Here is a 15,900-nt window from a genome sequence, read left to right on the forward strand (position 1 = left end):
CATGTCCGTTGACGCGCCTCCCGTGACCCCCACGATCGCACCTCTTACCCGCCGCAAGGACCCTCGGCAGCAAACCCAGCGAATCCTCAATGTTGTGACTCTGTTTCTGGGGGTTGGTATCTGGTGGGCGTTATCGGCCACCGGCATCAATCTCCCCAGCCCCCCAGAGGTTCTGGCAGCAGCAGTGAAGCTTGCCGCCGACGGCACACTTTGGAACGACATGTTGGCGAGCCTGACGCGAGTGCTCACCGGCTTTGCGCTCGGAACTGCCCTGGCAATTCCCGTTGGTTTCGTCATGGGCTGGTACGCGTGGGCTCGGGGACTGCTCGAACCGTGGGTGCAATTCTTTCGCACGATCCCGCCGCTCGCCATCATCCCACTGGCGATCGTTCTCATGGGAATCGGGGAGCAGCCCAAGATCTTCGTGATCTTCCTGGCGGCGTTTCTTTCTTGTGTCATCTCGACATTCCAAGGCGTCGTCCAAGTGGATCGCACCCTCATCAACGCAGCACGGGTACTTGGTGCCAAGGATGGCACCATCTTTGCCAAGGTCGTCGTACCCGCTTCGACACCATTCATCCTCGTGGGCATGCGGGTCGGACTTGGCTCAGCATGGGCCACGGTGGTCGCAGCCGAGTTGATCGCTGCGCAAGAAGGACTCGGCTACCGAATGCAGCAAGCGCAGATTTACTACCAACTCCCGACGATCTTCGTCGGGCTGATCGTCATCGGAATCCTGGGACTGATCATGGACCGAGCTTTGCTGCTCGTTGAGAAGAAGTTGACCGGATGGCAGGAACGACGATGAACACCGATGAGCGACCAAAGATCGAGATCAATGACATCACGAAGGTCTATGAACTGGGCAAGGAACAGTTCTACGCCCTTGGTGGAGTCAGCCTGACGCTCGCCGACAACGAGTTCGTCACAGTTGTGGGGCCATCCGGGTGCGGGAAATCGACCATGATGAACATCCTTGCGGGCCTTGATGAACCCACCAGCGGGACGGCACGCGTCGATGGCAAGCTGGTCAAGGGGCCGAGTCCTGAGCGAGGTGTGATCTTCCAGCAGTACGCACTCTTTCCTTGGCTCACGGTCCGCAAGAACGTCGAGTTTGGTCTCAAGACTGCCAGGGTGTCTGCCGCAGAGCGTCATGAACGGGCAGAGCATTTCATCGAGATGGTGGGCCTGACACAGTTCGCGGATGCCTTGCCGAAGATGCTGTCCGGCGGCATGAAACAACGGTGCGCCATCGCCCGGGCCTACGCCATGAACCCCTCCATCCTGCTGATGGATGAGCCATTCGGGGCCCTAGATGCACTGACTCGAGTGAAAATGCAGGAGCATCTCCTGCACACCTGGGAGCAGGAGAAGCGCACCGTGATGTTCATCACCCACGATGTCGATGAGGCCGCATTCCTCGCCAACCGTGTCGTTGTCATGGCAGCACGTCCTGGTCGAATCCAGAAGATCGTCAACGTTGACCTGCCCTATCCCCGAACCGAGGAGATGCGCCTCAGCCGGGAGTTCGCCGATCTGCGCAACGAGATCTGGCATGCCGTGTATCACCAGAGCCCCAAATCTGATCGCACTGATGCGATCACCGCCAATCAGGAAAGTGAGAAATCATGAACATTCGTCGACGTAGCCTCCTCGCGGGACTCGCCACCATTCCAGCCATTGCAGTCATCGCTGCGTGCGGATCCGACAAGGAGACCGGGGTTGATGCCAGCGGCCAGCCCACCCAGGAGATCTTCCCCGTGAACTTCGGCTACATCCCGGACTTCAACGGGACATCGCTCCTCGCCGTCGCCAATGACCAGAAGTTGTGGGAGAAGCACGGCGTCGAGGCCAGCCTCAAGTCGTTCACGAATGGGCCGCTCCAGATCCAGGCGATGGGTACAGGGGACCTCGACTTCGGCTACATCGGCCCGGGAGCGATGTGGCTGCCCGCCTCAGGAAAGGCCAAGGTCGTCTCCATCAACGGCACTGGCCAGGCCGACCGCGTCATTGCACAGGCCGGCATCACATCGATCCAGGACCTCAAGGGCAAGAAGGTAGCCATTCCCGAGGGCACCTCCGGAGACATGATCGTCCAGCTCGCCCTCGAGAAGGCAGGCATGACCATTGACGACATCCAGAAGGTCGCGATGGATCCCTCGACCGTCGTGGCGGCCTTCGCCTCCAAGCAGGTCGACGCTGCAGGCATCTGGTACCCGATGATCGACGTCATCAAGGAGCAGGTTCCCGACTTGGTCGAGCTGGCCAAGAACTCTGATTTTGCCGACACCATGGCCTTTCCCAACGTATTCGTTACCGGTCAGGACTACCCGGAGAAGAACCCGGAAGCGCTGAATCGGGTGCTCAAGGTGCTGCGCGATGCCATGGACTACCGCAAGGAGAACATGGACGAGGTGATCCAGATGGTCGCGACGATGAACAAGGCGGAGCTGGACGCGATCAAGGGGGATGCCTCCAACGGTGAGTACTACTCGTCAGCAGATCTTGACGCCATGAGTGAAGACGGCACCATCACCAAGTGGTTCGACGCCATGAGTAGCTTCTTCGCCGACAACGGGAAGATCGAGGGGACCCCCGTCGTCGCGAGCGAGTTCTACACGGGTGAGGCGTTTGTGGAGGCTGGCAAGTGACCTCTTTGAAGAACGTCATCTTCGTTCTCACTGACCAGCAACGCACCGACACCCTGGGCTGCTACGGGAACACGGTGGTGCGGACGGACAATCTGGATGCCCTCGCGGCCTCCGGTACCAGGTTTGACCGGTGGTACACCCCCACCGCGATCTGCACCCCGGCGCGCGCCAGCCTCCTCACCGGGGCGGCGCCGTTCAGGCACAAGCTTCTCGCGAACCACGAGCGCAACGTGGGCTACCTCGAGGATCTGGCCGATGACCAGTGGACGTTCCCGGAGGCGTTGAAGGACGCAGGGTACAACTGTGGCCTCATCGGGAAGTGGCACGCCGGGACGAAAAAGGCGGCGGCCGACTTCGGTTTCGAGGGGCCGCCCATGGAGGGATGGCACAACCCTGTTGACCATCCGGACTACCTTGACTACCTCCGGGAGCGAGACCTCGCACCGTACGCGATCTCCGACCAGATGCGGGGGGTCCTGCCCAACGGGGCGCCGGGCAATCTACTGGCCGCCCGGCTCCATCAACCCTTGGAGGCAACTTTCGAGTACTACATGGCAGAGCGCGCCATCGAAATGCTCCGACGCTACGCAGCCGCCGCGGAAACGGATTCGACACCCTTCTTCCTGGCACTGCACTACTTCGGGCCGCACCTTCCCTACATCGTCCCGAACGAGTACTTCGACATGTACGACCCGGATGCAATCTCGCTGCCCAAATCATCCTCCGAGACCTTTGCGGGAAAGCCCCAGGTCCAGGAGAACTATTCGAAACACTGGGCATTTGACACGATGACCGAGGCCGAGAGCAGAAAGGTGATTGCGGTCTACTGGGGTTATGTCACCCTCATCGACGAGCAAATCGGCCGCGTCCTCGACACGGCGCGTGAACTCGGACTCATGGATTCAACCGCACTGTTCTTCAGCTCGGACCATGGGGAGTTCACTGGTGCGCACCGACTCCATGACAAGGGGCCGGCAATGTATGAAGACATCTACAGCACCGCAGGAATCGTGCGGATGCCGGGTGGGCCGGAGGGTCAGGAACGGCAAGAGTTCGTCAGTCTCATGGATTGCACGGCTACCATTTTGCAATGGTGCGGACTTGATCCGGCACCCGCCGTCGACTCGCGCTCGCTCATGCCCCTCGTCATGGGGGAAACGCCCGAATGGGATGACCATATTGTCTGTGAGTTCCACGGACACCATTTCCCGTACCCGCAGCGCATGATCCGAGACGCCCGGTACAAGCTGGTGATAAACCCGGAGAGCGTCAACGAGTTGTACGACCTCAAGACCGATCCTGATGAGCTGCAGAACCGCTACAACCACCCGGAACTGGTCGCGATCCGAACCGGGTTGATGGCACGGCTGTACCACCGGTTGAGGGAACGCGGTGACAACTTTCACCACTGGATGGCCACGATGTACGACGTCGGAGGCCTTGACTACGATCCGAGCCTCAGTGGTTTTGACGAGGCCGCGTACAGCTCGGACGAGGGAGGCGGGCAATGACACGACCGAACATCGTGATGATCCTCACCGATGACCACGCTGCCCACGCGATCAGTGCATACGGATCCAAGGTGAATACGACGCCCAACATTGATCGGATCGCGGCGGCGGGAAGGCGACTGGAGCAGTGTTACTGCACAAATTCGATCTGCACACCGAGCCGGGCGACCATTCTCACCGGGACCTACAGCCACGTGAACGGCGTTTACGGGTTGGAGACGCCCATTGACTCGTCACAGCCGACGTTCGTGTCGGCGCTTCACGATGCAGGCTACGCCACGGCCGTGTTCGGCAAGTGGCACATGGGGGAAGGTCAGGGGCACGACCCAGAAGGCTTCGATGATTGGGCCGTCCTCAGGGGACAGGGCGAGTACTTCGACCCGCTGTTCATCACTCCTGACGGTGAGAAGGTAGTGAAGGGCTACGCCACCGATGTCATCACCGACATGTCCCTGCAATGGCTCGACCAGCGCACACCCCAGAAGCCCTTCTGCCTGCTGATCCACCACAAGGCTCCGCATCGCAACTGGCTTCCTGATGACAAGCACGCCGGGATGTACGCAGATGTCGCGATTCCGGTGCCCGACACCTTTGGGGATGACTACGCCACCCGATCTTCGGCAGCCCACCGGGCGATGATGCGCATCGCTGACGACCTGACGACTGAGGACCTCAAGGTTGACCCGCCGCAGGGCCTCACCTACGACCAGTTGGCACGCTGGAAGTATCAGCGCTACATGGAGGACTATTTGGCGTGTGTCGCCTCGGTGGACGACAACGTTGGGCGGGTGCTCGACTCACTCGTCGAGCGTGGACTATTCGAGGACACTCTCGTCATCTACCTGTCTGACCAAGGCTTCTTCCTGGGTGAACACGGCTGGTTCGACAAGCGATTCATGTACGAGCAGTCGATCCAGATGCCGTTCGTTGTGTCCCATCCCGCCTCCATCCCAGCAAATCCTGAGCCGCTTCGCCGGATGGTCACGAACGTGGACATCGCCCGCACAGTTTTGGAGTGTGGACGCGTTGAGCCACACGCGCGCATGCAGGGGGAGAGCTTCTACCCGGACCTGACTGAGGTGCGCCCCGACGTCGAAGGCGGCGAGTTCTACTACAGGTACTGGGAGAACGACGAGGAGAACCATCACACCGCCGCCCACTATGGAATCCGCACGACCCGCCACAAGCTCATCTACTTCTACAACGACGGGATGGGGATTGCCGGGACGACGTCAAGAACGTGGACGCCCGAATGGGAACTCTATGATTTGGAGAATGATCCCGGGGAGATCCGCAACGTCTATCACGATCCCGCCTACGCCAGCACTCGTGAAGAACTCACGGTCCGTCTGTGGGAGTTGCAGGCAGCCGTGAAAGACGAACCTCACTCCTCGCAGCCCCGACCTCCTGGCAAGTGAGTCGCAGGCGGGTGGCGTTTGTGTTGTAGTGCTCTATTGCCGCACTGGCATCCCCGCAACTCCCGCGGCTGCCACGGCGACGTGGGCAACGACGCGAAAGAACCTCTCGTTGCCCGGCCGGAACAGCGCTTGTCTTACTGCAGTTGTCAAGGCGTACCCGGGGAGGAGGGCTAGACCGATCGAGGCTTGCAGGGGGCCGAGCACTTCGCTCAGAACCCGCAGCGGCGGCATCAGGACAGATAACAAGCTGAGGAACACTGCGATGTTGGCTCGGGTACGTTCGGCGCCGTCCCGACCTGAGAGGTGAAGGAGCACCGCCAAGGGTCCGGTGAGACCCGTCGCGCCGCCGACTAGTCCCGTCGCTGCGCCGGTCGCCAGGCGGGTTCGAGCACCGTCCTTGCTGTGCCGCCTCCAGCCAGTAGAGAGCACGGCGACGGTGGTTAGTACCCACACGCACACCGCCCAGCGCATCACCGCGACTGGAGGTGTGCGCAATTTGAACAGCTATACATGGAATGATCGCCAACGGAGTCTCGGGGGCAAGCACCACGCTGGTCCACCAGTCAAAAATCATCTGCTCCCATGCCACATCATCGATCACCGTCTGTGGCTCGCCCACGGCGAGGATCGCCACCGGACACCGCCCCACTCGAACTCAGAACCCTCTCGATGAACAGGGATCGGCGGGTGCCGTCGTTGGCTTGCGTAGTCATGTCCACCTGGCGCCTCGCCTGCACCGGCACCGGTGTTGCTGAATCCAGCACCGAGGTACTGCTCGTGCTCGGACAGTGAGACGACGGCGGCCTCCACGTCCTGGTTGTCCAACTGCACCACGTGGCCGTCACCAGGGCCAGTCTCGAACAGCCAGCCACCCTGCTCGCCGTCCATGTGTGCAACCGCCTGGCCGAAGAGACGTGGTCGGCTTGGTTCGCCATGCTGGGGCCGTACTTGTCTCCGGTGAAGTGGTGATACTGACATCGGGACGATGCCGCCCGATTGCCGCGGCGATGGCGGCTCTCAACGGCTCGTCCTTGGCAAGTTGGCTGTCGGGGAACCCCAGGAACTCGACAACATTGACCCCGACGCGAGCTGCCGAGCGTCGCTGCTCGTCCTCGCGGACGTGTCCACACTCCTTCGGTGGCATGCCCTCAATACCGGCCTCGCCGCTGGTGACCAGCGTGTAGATAACCTTTCTTTCCCCCGCGAGTCCAGCGGTGCACGGCCGCGGACATGCCGTACTCGGGGTCGTCCGGGGGGGCCAGTCGGTGGGGAGGTCAGTGATGGGTCCTGCTATGCAGCCCCGGCGCCGACAGAAAAGACTGTGAGCCCGATGGCGATGAGGTGGCAGAGCGCCGCCAGGATCGTGGCGCTGTGGAACACCTCGTGGAAGCCGAACCACTTCTGGCTGGGGTTGGGCCGCTTCGTGGCGTATGCCACGGCGCCGAGCGTGTAGATGAGGCCGCCCGTGACGATGAGGACAACGACTGCCGGGCCCCCTGCTTCCCAGAACTGTGGGAACCAGCCCACTGCGGCGAAGCCCATGGCGACATAGAGGAAGGTGTAGAGCCAGCGGGGGGCATCGAGCCACAGAACACGGAACGCGATTCCGAGGATGGCAATGACCCAGACGAGCACCAGGACCGTGATGCGGGTGGGGCCCTCCAGCATCACGAGGGACAGTGGTGTGTAGGTGCCCGCGATGAAGACGAAAATGTTGGAGTGGTCGATGCGGCGGAAAATCGCCAGTGTGGTCGGGCTCCAGGTGCCGCGGTGGTAGGCGGCGCTGGTGCCGAAGAGTTGCACGGCCGCCAGGGTGTAGACGCCACAGCCGACGCGGCCGAGCAGGGTGGGGGCCAACGCTGTGAAGATCACACCCACGATGAGTGCCACGGGCGCGAAGCCCAGGTGCAGCCAGCCGCGCATGACGGGTTTGGCGGGTGTGTCCACGCTGGGGTCCATGGGGGAGGGGCTCATAGTGGTGATCTGGCTCATTCTCATACCTACGCTTGAAGTAACCTACGCAATCGTAGGTTACTCCCCAGTGCCAGCCAATCCCCGCACGGGGCCCCGATGCGTCGACGTTGGACCTCGGCCCGGCTGGCAGGGTGTCAGCGGCCGAACCGTCGTTCGCGGAGGGTGTAGTCGCGGAGGGCCCGCATGAAGTCCACTTTGCGGAAATCCGGCCACAGGGCCTCGCAGAAGTAGAACTCGCTGTGCGCCGACTGCCACATCAGGAATCCGGAGAGGCGCTGCTCGCCGGAGGTGCGGATGATGAGGTCCGGGTCGGGCTGCCCCTTGGTGTAGAGGTGCTCCGCGATCTCCTCCACCTCCAGGGTGGTGGCGACGTCCTCGAGGGAGGCGCCCTGTTCCAGCCGGGATGCGAGCAGGGACCGCACGGCGTCACGCATCTCATGGCGGCCCCCGTAGGACACGGCCACGTTGACGTGCATGCCGGTGTGCCCGATGGTGGAGTTGGCGCACGCGATGAGCGACCGGGAACACTCCTCGGGCAAGAGGTCCAGGGCGCCGACTGCCTGCACCCGCCACCGCTGGGTGGCGGCCAGCTGGGCCACGAGATCCTCGATGACCTTGAGAAGGGGGCCGAGTTCGTCATCGGAGGACCGGTCCAGATTGTCGGTGCTGAGCACCCACAGCGTCACCACCTGCAGGTTGGCCTCGTCGCACCACTCGACGAACTCCAGCAGCTTGTCGGCGCCGGCGCGATAGCCCACCTCGAGCGGCTCGCCGGGGGCGTTGAGCCGGGCCCACCGACGGTTGCCGTCGGCCAGCACTGCCACGTGCTGGGGGAGGCGCTCCATGTCCAGTTGGCCGCGCAACTGCGACACGTATGTCGCGTACAGCCACTTCGGAGGCCAGAAGCGGTCGACGAATCGTCGGAGTGCGGACATGGGAGCAGCCTAGGACCTTCGCGCGGATGGGGGAGCCCCCTGCGGTGCGATGGTCGACATTCCTGCGTGGGGTGTCCGGTGGGACGTGGCCACGGAGCGGCACGGATGTGGTGCCTTTCATGGTCCGTGGAACCATGGGGGCATGGCTGGCAGAAATTCGAACGCGCGGGCGCGTGACATGGTCCTCTCGATGTTGGTGCTGCTGGTCCCCCTGGCGCTCATCACGTGGTTGTTCACGAGCGATCCCGCACCCGAGGTGGAGTCGGTGGACGTGGCATCCGTGCTGGCCAAGGCGGAGGAACAGTCGCCCTACCCCGTTCTGCGGGCAACGAACCTGCCTGCCGACTGGGTGCCGGTGCGTGTGGCCTGGGCCGCTGACGGGGACGCCTGGATCACGAACGAGCCCGCCGTGGGCAACTCGTGGCAGCTGGGCTACCTGGCGCCCAACCAGATCTACGTGGCCGTTCAGCAGCGCGACCGCGGCACCGCCACCTTCGTGTCGGACGTCACGCAGGACGGCCGGAGGAAGCCGGAGACCAGTGAGATCGCCGGGCGTTCCTGGGAGCACTGGATCTCCGACGGCGACCGCACCCGCAGCCTGGTGTGGCGCGACGGCGACATGGTGGCCGTGGTCTCAGGCGACACCACCTTCGAGCAGCTCGATGCCTTCGCGGGCACCCTGACCACACACTGATCAGTCGTTCTCGCGGGCCTTGGAGACCTGGGCCCTCGCGTCCTCCAGGTGCTTCTGGCACAGGGAGGCCAGCTCCTCGCCGCGCTGCCACAGCGCCATCGACTCTGCCAGCGGAACCCCGCCGGACTCGAGCTTGCGCACCACCTCCCCGAGTTCCTCGCGCGCCGCTTCGTAGGTGGGTGTCTCCGCAGAGGGCTTCTCAGCCATGGTTCTCCTGTTCGTGGGTTCCGGTGACCTGAAGGTCCAGCTGGCCATCGGCCAGGTGGGCACGGATGGCGGTGCCCGGTGAGGTGTCGTGGATGGAGGAGATGGTGGAATCGCCGTCGAACAGGACGGCGTAGCCCCGCTCCAGGGTGGCTTTGGGAGACATGGCACGCACCCCGGCCAGCGCGGTACGGAGGCTGCCCTCCTCGGTCCGCAGTGCGGCGTCGATGCCGGAGGCGAGGCGGTGGCGCAGCAGGTCCAGGCGGTCGCCGTGTGCCGAGAAGGCGCTGCCGGGGTCCCGCAGCACAGGTCGGGAGCGGAGGTCATCAAGGCTGCGCTGGGCGAGGTCCAGGCGGTGCGCGATGGCATCGTCGAGCCGATCCCTGGCCTGCCCCATGAGCGCCACCTCGGCGTCGAAGTCGGGCACCACGCGCTTGGCCGCATCGGTGGGGGTGGAGGCGCGGATGTCGGCCACGAAGTCCAGGAGGGGCACGTCCTGCTCATGCCCGATGGCGGAGATCACAGGCGTGCTGCAGTTGGCGACGGCCCGCACCACACCCTCGTCGGAGAAGGACAGCAGATCCTCGAGGCGGCCGCCGCCACGCGCGACGATGATGACGTTGACCTCCTTGTCGCGGTCCAGGCGCTGGATGGCCGTGATGACGGATTCCGCGGAGTTCGGACCCTGCACGAGGCAGTGGGCCACGGTGAACACGGCGGGCCAGCGCCGCGCCACGTTGCTGAGGACGTCGTGTTCGGCATCGGATCCCTTACCGGTGACCAGCCCGATGCGACGGGGGATGAACGGCAGCCGCTTCTTGCGGTGTGCCTCGAAGAGTCCTTCGGCCTGCAGCGTGCGCTTGAGTTGCTCAAGGCGGGCCAGCAGTTTGCCCTCCCCGGCCACCACCAGTTCCAGACACTCAAAGCTCAGTGAGGTGTTGCGTTCCCAGACGCGGGGCCGGACGCGGGCCGTGACCCGGGAGCCCTCGGGCAACGGCCCGGCGGCGTCCAGCACCATGGCCGAGACCGTGACGGAGGCGGACATGTCGGCGATGCGGTCCCGGAACGTCAGGAACTGCGTAGGTCCGCTGCGGCGCTTGATCTCGATGACCTGCGCGTCCACCCAGATCTCGTTGCACCGCCCCACCCAGTCCTTGACCGCCATCACCACCCTGCCGAGCGGCTGCGGCTGTTCCTGGGAGCTCTCCAATGCCATGGACGCCACCCTAGTGCGGGGCCCCGCCAGCGGCTTCGTAGGATGACGGCATGACCGCCACTGCCACCCGCCCCGCCCGGAAGCGGCGGGGCGCGCAGGGCTGGATGCCCAACCAGCACGGGGCCTGGGCCATGGTGACGGTGCCGTGGCTGCTGGGGTTCGTGCTGGCGCTGCGCGACGGTGGTGACATCGCCTCTGGTCTGATGCTCCTGGCATGCTGGTTGACGGGCTACTTCGCCTTCTTCGCCACGTCGCAGTGGCTGCGCTCACGGCTCAAGCCGCGCTACCTGCCTGCCGTTGCCACGTATGCCATCGCCACGGTGGTGCTGGGTCTCGGCGCGCTGGCGCTGCGGCCGCAGTGGTGGACCTGGGCTGCTGTGTTCGCGCCTCTGGTGGGCACGTCGCTCTGGCTGGCATGGCGCCGTGCTGAGCGTAGCCTTCGCTCCGGTGCGGCGACGGTGGCAGCCGCGAGCCTTCTGCCCCTGGTGTTGGGCAGCGACGCCCTGTGGCCGTGGACGGTTGCGCCCGCACTGCTGGGTGTGGCACTGGTGTGCTTCGCGTACTTCTTCGGCACGGTGCTCTACGTCAAGACCCTCATCAGAAAACGGGGGAGCCCCGGCTGGGTGGTGGCCTCCGTGGTGTGGCACGTGGGGTGCGTGCTTGGCACGTACTTTCTTCCGGAAGCGATGCCGCGTGGACTGCTTGCAGGCTTCTTCGTGGTCATGGCACTGAGGGCCCTGGTGGTGCCCGGCCTCGGTCCGCTGCGGGGACGCAACGTCACGGCCGCAGCGGCCGGCATCGGCGAGTTCGTGGCCACCGGTGCCCTCGTGGCTGTCCTCCTGTGCAGCTGATGGCCGCCTCTGGCCGCGTCTCCTAGACTGGGGGCATGTCCTCAACAGTTGACCAGACGCCCAAGCGAGTCATCCTCGCCGCCCCGCGCGGGTACTGCGCGGGTGTCGATCGCGCCGTTGTGACCGTGGAGCGGGCGCTCGAGACCTATGGTGCCCCCGTCTACGTGCGGAAACAGATCGTCCACAACAAGCACGTGGTCCGGACGCTCGAGGAGCGCGGCGCCATCTTCGTGGACGAACTCGACTCAGTGCCCACGGGCGCCCGCGTGGTGTTCTCGGCCCACGGCGTCTCGCCGGCCGTCCATGATGAAGCGGCCGTACGGGAACTCAAAACCATCGACGCCACCTGCCCACTCGTGACCAAGGTGCACCGCGAGGCGCAACGTTTCGCAGCCAAGGACGTCCAGATCCTGCTCATCGGCCACGCCGGCCACGAGGAGGTCGAGGGGACCATGGGGCAGGCGCCGGAGCGGACCACCCTGGTGCAGCGCCCCGAGGACGTGGACGCGCTCGATTTGGACGGTGACGCCTCGATGGCATGGATCAGCCAGACCACGCTCAGCGTCGACGAGACCATGGAGACCGTGGATCGGCTTCGTGAGAAGTACCCCATGCTCATGGACCCGCCGTCGGACGACATCTGTTACGCCACCCAGAACCGCCAGCAGGCGGTCAAGCAGATCGCGCCGCGCTGCGACCTCGTGATCGTGGTGGGCTCCGTCAACTCGTCCAACTCGGTTCGCCTCGTGGAGGTGGCGCTCGAAGCGGGCGCCAAGGCCTCCTACCTCGTGGACTACAACACCGAGATCAAGCCTGAATGGCTCGACGGCGTGTCCACCGTCGGGGTCACCAGTGGTGCCTCCGTACCGGAGGAACTGGTGGAGGGTGTTCTGGAGTTCCTGCTGGAGCGGGGCTACCCCGTGGCGGAGGAGGAGCGGCTGACCGAGGAGAACCTCACGTTCTCGCTGCCTCCCGAGCTGCGCCGCGACCTGAAGGCGTCAGCCCACAAGTACTGAGCCGCTCGCCCGGTTTGCCTCAGATGAGGAAACGGAAGAAGGGGCTGGTGGAGAGGATCTCCTCCACCCAGAACCCCGATTCGGTGATCCGCTGGAGCAGGAACGGGTAGGCGCTCGGGTGCCCCAGCTCGATTCCCACCACGGCCGGGCCGGTGTCGCGGCTGCTGCGCTTGATGTACTCGAAGTACGTGATGTCGTCCTCCGGGCCCAGGACGTCGTTGAGGAAGCGTCGCAGCGCGCCCGGTTCCTGCGGGAACTCCACCATGAAGTAGCGTTTGCGCCCCTCGTGGACGAGTGAGCGTTCCACCACTTCGGCGTAGCGGGCCACGTCGTTGTTGCCGCCGGAGACCAGCACCAGGACGCGTGAACCCGGCTCCAGGGTGATCCGGGGGCCGACGCCCCCCGTCGGCAACGAGGCGGACGCCAGCGCCGCGGCAGGTTCCGCGATGATGCCGTCCACCTGGTACATCTCCAGCATCTCGGAGCACACCTGCCCCTCCGGGACGGAGGTGAGCTCGATGTCAGCGTCCACGATGACGGAGTAGGTGTAGTCACCCATGCGGCTGACGGCGGCGCCGTCGACGAAGGTGTCGATGTCATGCAGTGTCACGGGGTGGCCGGCCGACAGCGCGGCGGCCACGCAGGCCGCGCCTTCCGGCTCGACGCCCACGAGCCGGACCTGTGGGTGCGTTGTCTGCAGCCATGCGGCGACGCCCGCCAACAACCCGCCACCCCCAACGGGCAGGACGACGACGTCGGGCACGAAGCCCAGCTGCTCGAAGGCCTCCACGATGGCGGTGGCCTGCCCTGCGGCGGTGCGGGGGTCGTTGAACGCAGGGACCAGGGTGCCACCGTGCTGGGTGACATGGGCGGCTGCGGCGGTGCCGGCCTCGTCGTAGTTCGCGCCCTGCATGACGAGTTCGACGTGCCCGCGACCCAGGTTGATGATCCGTTGACGCTTCTGCCGCGGCGTGGTGGTGGGGACGATCACGGTGCCGGAGATGCCGAGGGCGGCGCAGCTGTAGGCCAGTCCCTGTCCATGGTTGCCGGCGGATGCGCACACCACGCCCGCGGCCTTCTCCTCCTCGGAGAGTTGACTGATGAGGTTGTACGCGCCGCGCAACTTGTACGAGCGGACCGGCTGGAGGTCCTCCCTCTTCAACCAGACATCACACCCCGTCGCCTCCGACAGGCGAATGCTCGGCTGGACGGGGGTGCGCGTCGCGACCCCGAAAAGCCGGTCGGCGGCTGCGGGGATCATCTCGGCCAGGTCAGTCAGCGCACTCATGGGCCCCATTGTGTCCCCGCCGCGTGCCGGGACGCGACCTTGGCAGGATGCCCCAGCCGTGCAACGGGCCGAAGGAGTGCTCCGGCCACTCGTCAGACCTGCGGCCACGGTTGTCAGACCACGGTCCATGGCTGCGTGTCGCGGGGGACGGGATGATCCGAAGCGCCCTAGTCTCACCCTCAGCGCACGACAGTGAAGGAAGGCAACGTGGCCTCGATGCAACTCGCTGCACCCGTGGGACTCCCGGAAGTCGGGGAGACCCTCGTGGAGACGCGTGACCTCAGCAAGGTGTACCGGGTGGGGGACTCCCGGGTGGTTGCGCTCAACCACGTCAACCTCCGGATCCAGCGGGGCTCCTTCACGGCTGTCGTCGGGACCTCAGGCTCCGGCAAATCCACGCTGCTGAACATGCTCGCAGGCTTGGAGAAACCAACGGGTGGTGAGATCCACGTGGCCGGGCAGCCCCTCCACAAGTTCTCCGAGTCGCAGCTCGTCAAGTACCGACGGGAGCAGGTGGGCTTCATCTTCCAGTCCTTCAACCTCCTGCAGTCCATGACCGCGCTGGAGAACGTGGCGCTGCCACTGTCCTTCCGCGGCACCAGCAAGAGCACGCGGCTGGCACGCGCCCGCGTGGTCCTCACACAACTGGGGCTGGAACACCACATGCACCACAAACCCAACCAGCTCTCCGGCGGCCAGCAGCAGCGGGTGGGCATCGCGCGCGCCATGGCCGTGCAGCCGACGCTGGTGTTCGCCGATGAGCCCACCGGCAACCTGGACTCGAAGACGTCGGAGGAGACGCTGTCCCTGTTCCGGGCCGTGATCCGACGCTTCGGGCAGACCTGGATCATGGTCACGCACGACCACCACCTGGCCAGCTTTGCCGACACGATCGTCTCCATCGGGGACGGACGCATCACCGACGTCACCCACACCGACCACAACGAGCTGCACAACCCCACACGCACTGGAACAAAGGTGTCCACATGAAGAAGTTCGCTGCATCGGTCATGACCGTACTGATGGTGCTCTGCCTGAGCGGCACGGCGCTCGCGGCGCACGCCTCCCCGGGTGATGCTCCCCTGGGCGACCAGATCGGACCGTCGGAAAATGGCGCCGGTGGGGGCCCCGGCGGTGGGGACGCGGGCGGCAACGGCGACGGGAGTGGGAGTACTCCGGGCACCGGCGGCGGCAGTGATCCCGGATCCGGCGATCCCGTCGCTGCGCCGCCCGGCATCTCCGTGCCACGTGTGATGCTGTCCGGATTCACAACAGCACCCGCGGAGGTGGTGGCGGGGCAGGACTTCAGCGTCTCGTTCACCCTCAAGAACACGTCGAGGGCCACCCGCGTGCAGAACATCAAGGTGAGCCTGTCCTCCGGCGAGGGGGCAGCCTTCCTGCCCGCCAACGGGTCCTCGTCGATGTTCATCGAGCGGATCAGGGCGGGGGAGGAGTCCATCGAAACCATGGCATTCCACTCCCTGCCGTCGCTGGAGGAAAAGCCGTACCAGATGACGTTGCTCGTGGAATACGAGGACACGGTGGCCAACGCCTACCAGTCACAGGAGACCGTGTCGGTGCAGGTCAAGCAGGGCATTCGTGCCGACACGTCGGCGCCACAGGTCATGCCGGAGGCGATCGAGGTGGGCCAGGATGCCTCTGTCACCTTCAACATTCACAACCAGGGAAAGACCAAGCTGTACAACGCCAAGGCCGTGGTCAAGGAGGGGCAACCCGTCTCCGGTGAGGAGATGTTCATCGGCACCATCGAGCCCGGTACCTCCGGCGCCGTTGACATGCTCATCCACGCCGACGACGAGGCCACGCAGCCGCTCGTGATCGAGGTCACCTACGAGGACGTTGACGGCAAGGTGACGGCCCTCAGCAAGGAGGTACCGCTGTCCGTGATGCCCATGAACATGGAGGAGCCCTACCCCACGGAGGAACTCCCCACGGACACGGGGATGGTTTTCCCGTGGCTTCCCCTCATCATCGGATTCACGCTCCTCGTGCTGCTCGTCATCGTGATCGTCCTGCTCGTCGGCCGCTCGCGGCGGCGCCGGCGTGAGCAACGAGACATGGAATCCCTGGCAATGATCGGCGACGATCCGCTGATGCCTGCCGACCACCTGCGGGGCTGAG

General features: G+C 64.8%; 17 protein-coding genes. 10 read left to right on the forward strand and 7 right to left on the reverse strand.

Going from position 1 to position 15,900, the window contains the following annotated elements:
• Position 1: 1 nt before the first annotated feature.
• From EAX62_RS06495 to EAX62_RS06515, 5 genes are read left to right on the forward strand one after another with little or no spacing between them, the layout of a single operon-like run.
• On the forward strand, positions 2-808 hold the full coding sequence (locus EAX62_RS06495; protein WP_121900758.1) for an ABC transporter permease: 807 nt from the start codon (positions 2-4) through the stop codon (positions 806-808).
• The gene (locus EAX62_RS06500; RefSeq protein ID WP_199711136.1) at positions 805-1,632 is read left to right on the forward strand and encodes an ABC transporter ATP-binding protein; all 828 of its coding nucleotides are present in this window, start codon (positions 805-807) and stop codon (positions 1,630-1,632) included. Before EAX62_RS06495 ends, EAX62_RS06500 begins: the two co-directional genes overlap by 4 nt.
• Positions 1,629-2,651: an aliphatic sulfonate ABC transporter substrate-binding protein gene (locus EAX62_RS06505; RefSeq protein ID WP_121900760.1), complete on the forward strand. Its 1,023-nt coding sequence runs from the start codon at positions 1,629-1,631 to the stop codon at positions 2,649-2,651. Before EAX62_RS06500 ends, EAX62_RS06505 begins: the two co-directional genes overlap by 4 nt.
• Positions 2,648-4,162 (forward strand): sulfatase-like hydrolase/transferase, encoded by a 1,515-nt coding sequence (locus EAX62_RS06510; RefSeq protein ID WP_199711137.1) that lies wholly within the window; start codon positions 2,648-2,650, stop codon positions 4,160-4,162. Before EAX62_RS06505 ends, EAX62_RS06510 begins: the two co-directional genes overlap by 4 nt.
• The gene (locus tag EAX62_RS06515) at positions 4,159-5,580 is read left to right on the forward strand and encodes a sulfatase family protein (RefSeq protein ID WP_121900761.1); all 1,422 of its coding nucleotides are present in this window, start codon (positions 4,159-4,161) and stop codon (positions 5,578-5,580) included. Before EAX62_RS06510 ends, EAX62_RS06515 begins: the two co-directional genes overlap by 4 nt.
• 597 nt (positions 5,581-6,177) lie before the next feature.
• Here EAX62_RS06515 and EAX62_RS16865 read toward each other — a convergent pair.
• The 4 genes from EAX62_RS16865 to EAX62_RS06540 form a co-directional block, all read right to left on the reverse strand.
• On the reverse strand, positions 6,178-6,468 hold the full coding sequence (locus tag EAX62_RS16865) for a hypothetical protein (RefSeq protein ID WP_121900763.1): 291 nt from the start codon (positions 6,466-6,468) through the stop codon (positions 6,178-6,180).
• Entirely contained in the window at positions 6,422-6,979 is a 558-nt protein-coding gene (locus EAX62_RS17495) for a PIG-L deacetylase family protein (protein WP_199711138.1), read from the reverse strand. The genes EAX62_RS16865 and EAX62_RS17495 overlap by 47 nt, the downstream gene beginning before the upstream one ends.
• Complete coding sequence (trhA, locus tag EAX62_RS06535) at positions 6,871-7,572, reverse strand: PAQR family membrane homeostasis protein TrhA (RefSeq protein WP_233557827.1); 702 nt, start codon at positions 7,570-7,572, stop codon at positions 6,871-6,873. Before trhA ends, EAX62_RS17495 begins: the two co-directional genes overlap by 109 nt.
• 116 nt (positions 7,573-7,688) lie before the next feature.
• Positions 7,689-8,489: an isoprenyl transferase gene (locus EAX62_RS06540; protein WP_121900765.1), complete on the reverse strand. Its 801-nt coding sequence runs from the start codon at positions 8,487-8,489 to the stop codon at positions 7,689-7,691.
• A gap of 142 nt (positions 8,490-8,631) precedes the next feature.
• Between EAX62_RS06540 and EAX62_RS06545 the strand changes: the two genes are divergently transcribed.
• A complete protein-coding gene (locus tag EAX62_RS06545; protein ID WP_158600577.1) occupies positions 8,632-9,183 on the forward strand; it encodes a DUF4245 domain-containing protein in 552 nt (183 codons plus the stop codon).
• Here the strand turns inward: EAX62_RS06545 and EAX62_RS06550 are convergent, their stop codons facing one another.
• Positions 9,184-9,390: an exodeoxyribonuclease VII small subunit gene (locus EAX62_RS06550; protein WP_121900767.1), complete on the reverse strand. Its 207-nt coding sequence runs from the start codon at positions 9,388-9,390 to the stop codon at positions 9,184-9,186. It lies immediately after the preceding gene.
• Positions 9,383-10,603: an exodeoxyribonuclease VII large subunit gene (gene xseA, locus EAX62_RS06555; RefSeq protein WP_121900768.1), complete on the reverse strand. Its 1,221-nt coding sequence runs from the start codon at positions 10,601-10,603 to the stop codon at positions 9,383-9,385. Before xseA ends, EAX62_RS06550 begins: the two co-directional genes overlap by 8 nt.
• Before the next feature lie 50 nt (positions 10,604-10,653).
• Here xseA and EAX62_RS06560 point away from each other — a divergent pair, with 50 nt between their 5' ends.
• Both EAX62_RS06560 and EAX62_RS06565 read left to right on the forward strand, forming a co-directional pair.
• Positions 10,654-11,454 carry a YwiC-like family protein gene (locus tag EAX62_RS06560; RefSeq protein ID WP_121900769.1) on the forward strand — a complete coding sequence of 267 codons (801 nt, stop codon included), beginning with the start codon at positions 10,654-10,656 and terminating at the stop codon, positions 11,452-11,454.
• A gap of 35 nt (positions 11,455-11,489) precedes the next feature.
• Complete coding sequence (locus EAX62_RS06565) at positions 11,490-12,470, forward strand: 4-hydroxy-3-methylbut-2-enyl diphosphate reductase (protein WP_121900770.1); 981 nt, start codon at positions 11,490-11,492, stop codon at positions 12,468-12,470.
• Positions 12,471-12,489: 19 nt separating this feature from the next.
• On the opposite strand, the gene ilvA is transcribed toward EAX62_RS06565, so the two are convergent.
• Positions 12,490-13,758: a threonine ammonia-lyase IlvA gene (gene ilvA / locus EAX62_RS06570; protein ID WP_121900771.1), complete on the reverse strand. Its 1,269-nt coding sequence runs from the start codon at positions 13,756-13,758 to the stop codon at positions 12,490-12,492.
• Positions 13,759-13,974: 216 nt separating this feature from the next.
• Between ilvA and EAX62_RS06575 the strand changes: the two genes are divergently transcribed.
• Positions 13,975-14,748, forward strand: a complete 774-nt coding sequence (locus EAX62_RS06575; protein ID WP_121901058.1) for an ABC transporter ATP-binding protein — start codon at positions 13,975-13,977, stop codon at positions 14,746-14,748.
• Positions 14,745-15,899: a COG1361 S-layer family protein gene (locus EAX62_RS06580; protein WP_121900772.1), complete on the forward strand. Its 1,155-nt coding sequence runs from the start codon at positions 14,745-14,747 to the stop codon at positions 15,897-15,899. The genes EAX62_RS06575 and EAX62_RS06580 overlap by 4 nt, the downstream gene beginning before the upstream one ends.
• The last annotated feature ends 1 nt before the right edge of the window (position 15,900 follow it).

This window comes from Tessaracoccus antarcticus, from assembly GCF_003688855.1.
Taxonomy (GTDB): domain Bacteria; phylum Actinomycetota; class Actinomycetes; order Propionibacteriales; family Propionibacteriaceae; genus Arachnia; species Arachnia antarctica.

Bases quoted from the DNA above. Each gene is read 5' to 3' on its own strand.
- EAX62_RS06495 (WP_121900758.1), top strand. From the start codon at position 2: ATGTCCGTTGACGCGCCTCCCGTGACCCCCACGATCGCACCTCTTACC.
- EAX62_RS06500 (WP_199711136.1), top strand. From the start codon at position 805: ATGAACACCGATGAGCGACCAAAGATCGAGATCAATGACATCACGAAG.
- EAX62_RS06505 (WP_121900760.1), top strand. From the start codon at position 1,629: ATGAACATTCGTCGACGTAGCCTCCTCGCGGGACTCGCCACCATTCCA.
- EAX62_RS06515 (WP_121900761.1), top strand. From the start codon at position 4,159: ATGACACGACCGAACATCGTGATGATCCTCACCGATGACCACGCTGCC.
- EAX62_RS16865 (WP_121900763.1), bottom strand. From the start codon at position 6,468: ATGGACGGCGAGCAGGGTGGCTGGCTGTTCGAGACTGGCCCTGGTGAC.
- trhA (WP_233557827.1), bottom strand. From the start codon at position 7,572: ATGAGCCAGATCACCACTATGAGCCCCTCCCCCATGGACCCCAGCGTG.
- EAX62_RS06540 (WP_121900765.1), bottom strand. From the start codon at position 8,489: ATGTCCGCACTCCGACGATTCGTCGACCGCTTCTGGCCTCCGAAGTGG.
- EAX62_RS06545 (WP_158600577.1), top strand. From the start codon at position 8,632: ATGGCTGGCAGAAATTCGAACGCGCGGGCGCGTGACATGGTCCTCTCG.
- EAX62_RS06550 (WP_121900767.1), bottom strand. From the start codon at position 9,390: ATGGCTGAGAAGCCCTCTGCGGAGACACCCACCTACGAAGCGGCGCGC.
- xseA (WP_121900768.1), bottom strand. From the start codon at position 10,603: ATGGCATTGGAGAGCTCCCAGGAACAGCCGCAGCCGCTCGGCAGGGTG.
- EAX62_RS06560 (WP_121900769.1), top strand. From the start codon at position 10,654: ATGACCGCCACTGCCACCCGCCCCGCCCGGAAGCGGCGGGGCGCGCAG.
- EAX62_RS06565 (WP_121900770.1), top strand. From the start codon at position 11,490: ATGTCCTCAACAGTTGACCAGACGCCCAAGCGAGTCATCCTCGCCGCC.
- ilvA (WP_121900771.1), bottom strand. From the start codon at position 13,758: ATGAGTGCGCTGACTGACCTGGCCGAGATGATCCCCGCAGCCGCCGAC.
- EAX62_RS06575 (WP_121901058.1), top strand. From the start codon at position 13,975: ATGCAACTCGCTGCACCCGTGGGACTCCCGGAAGTCGGGGAGACCCTC.
- EAX62_RS06580 (WP_121900772.1), top strand. From the start codon at position 14,745: ATGAAGAAGTTCGCTGCATCGGTCATGACCGTACTGATGGTGCTCTGC.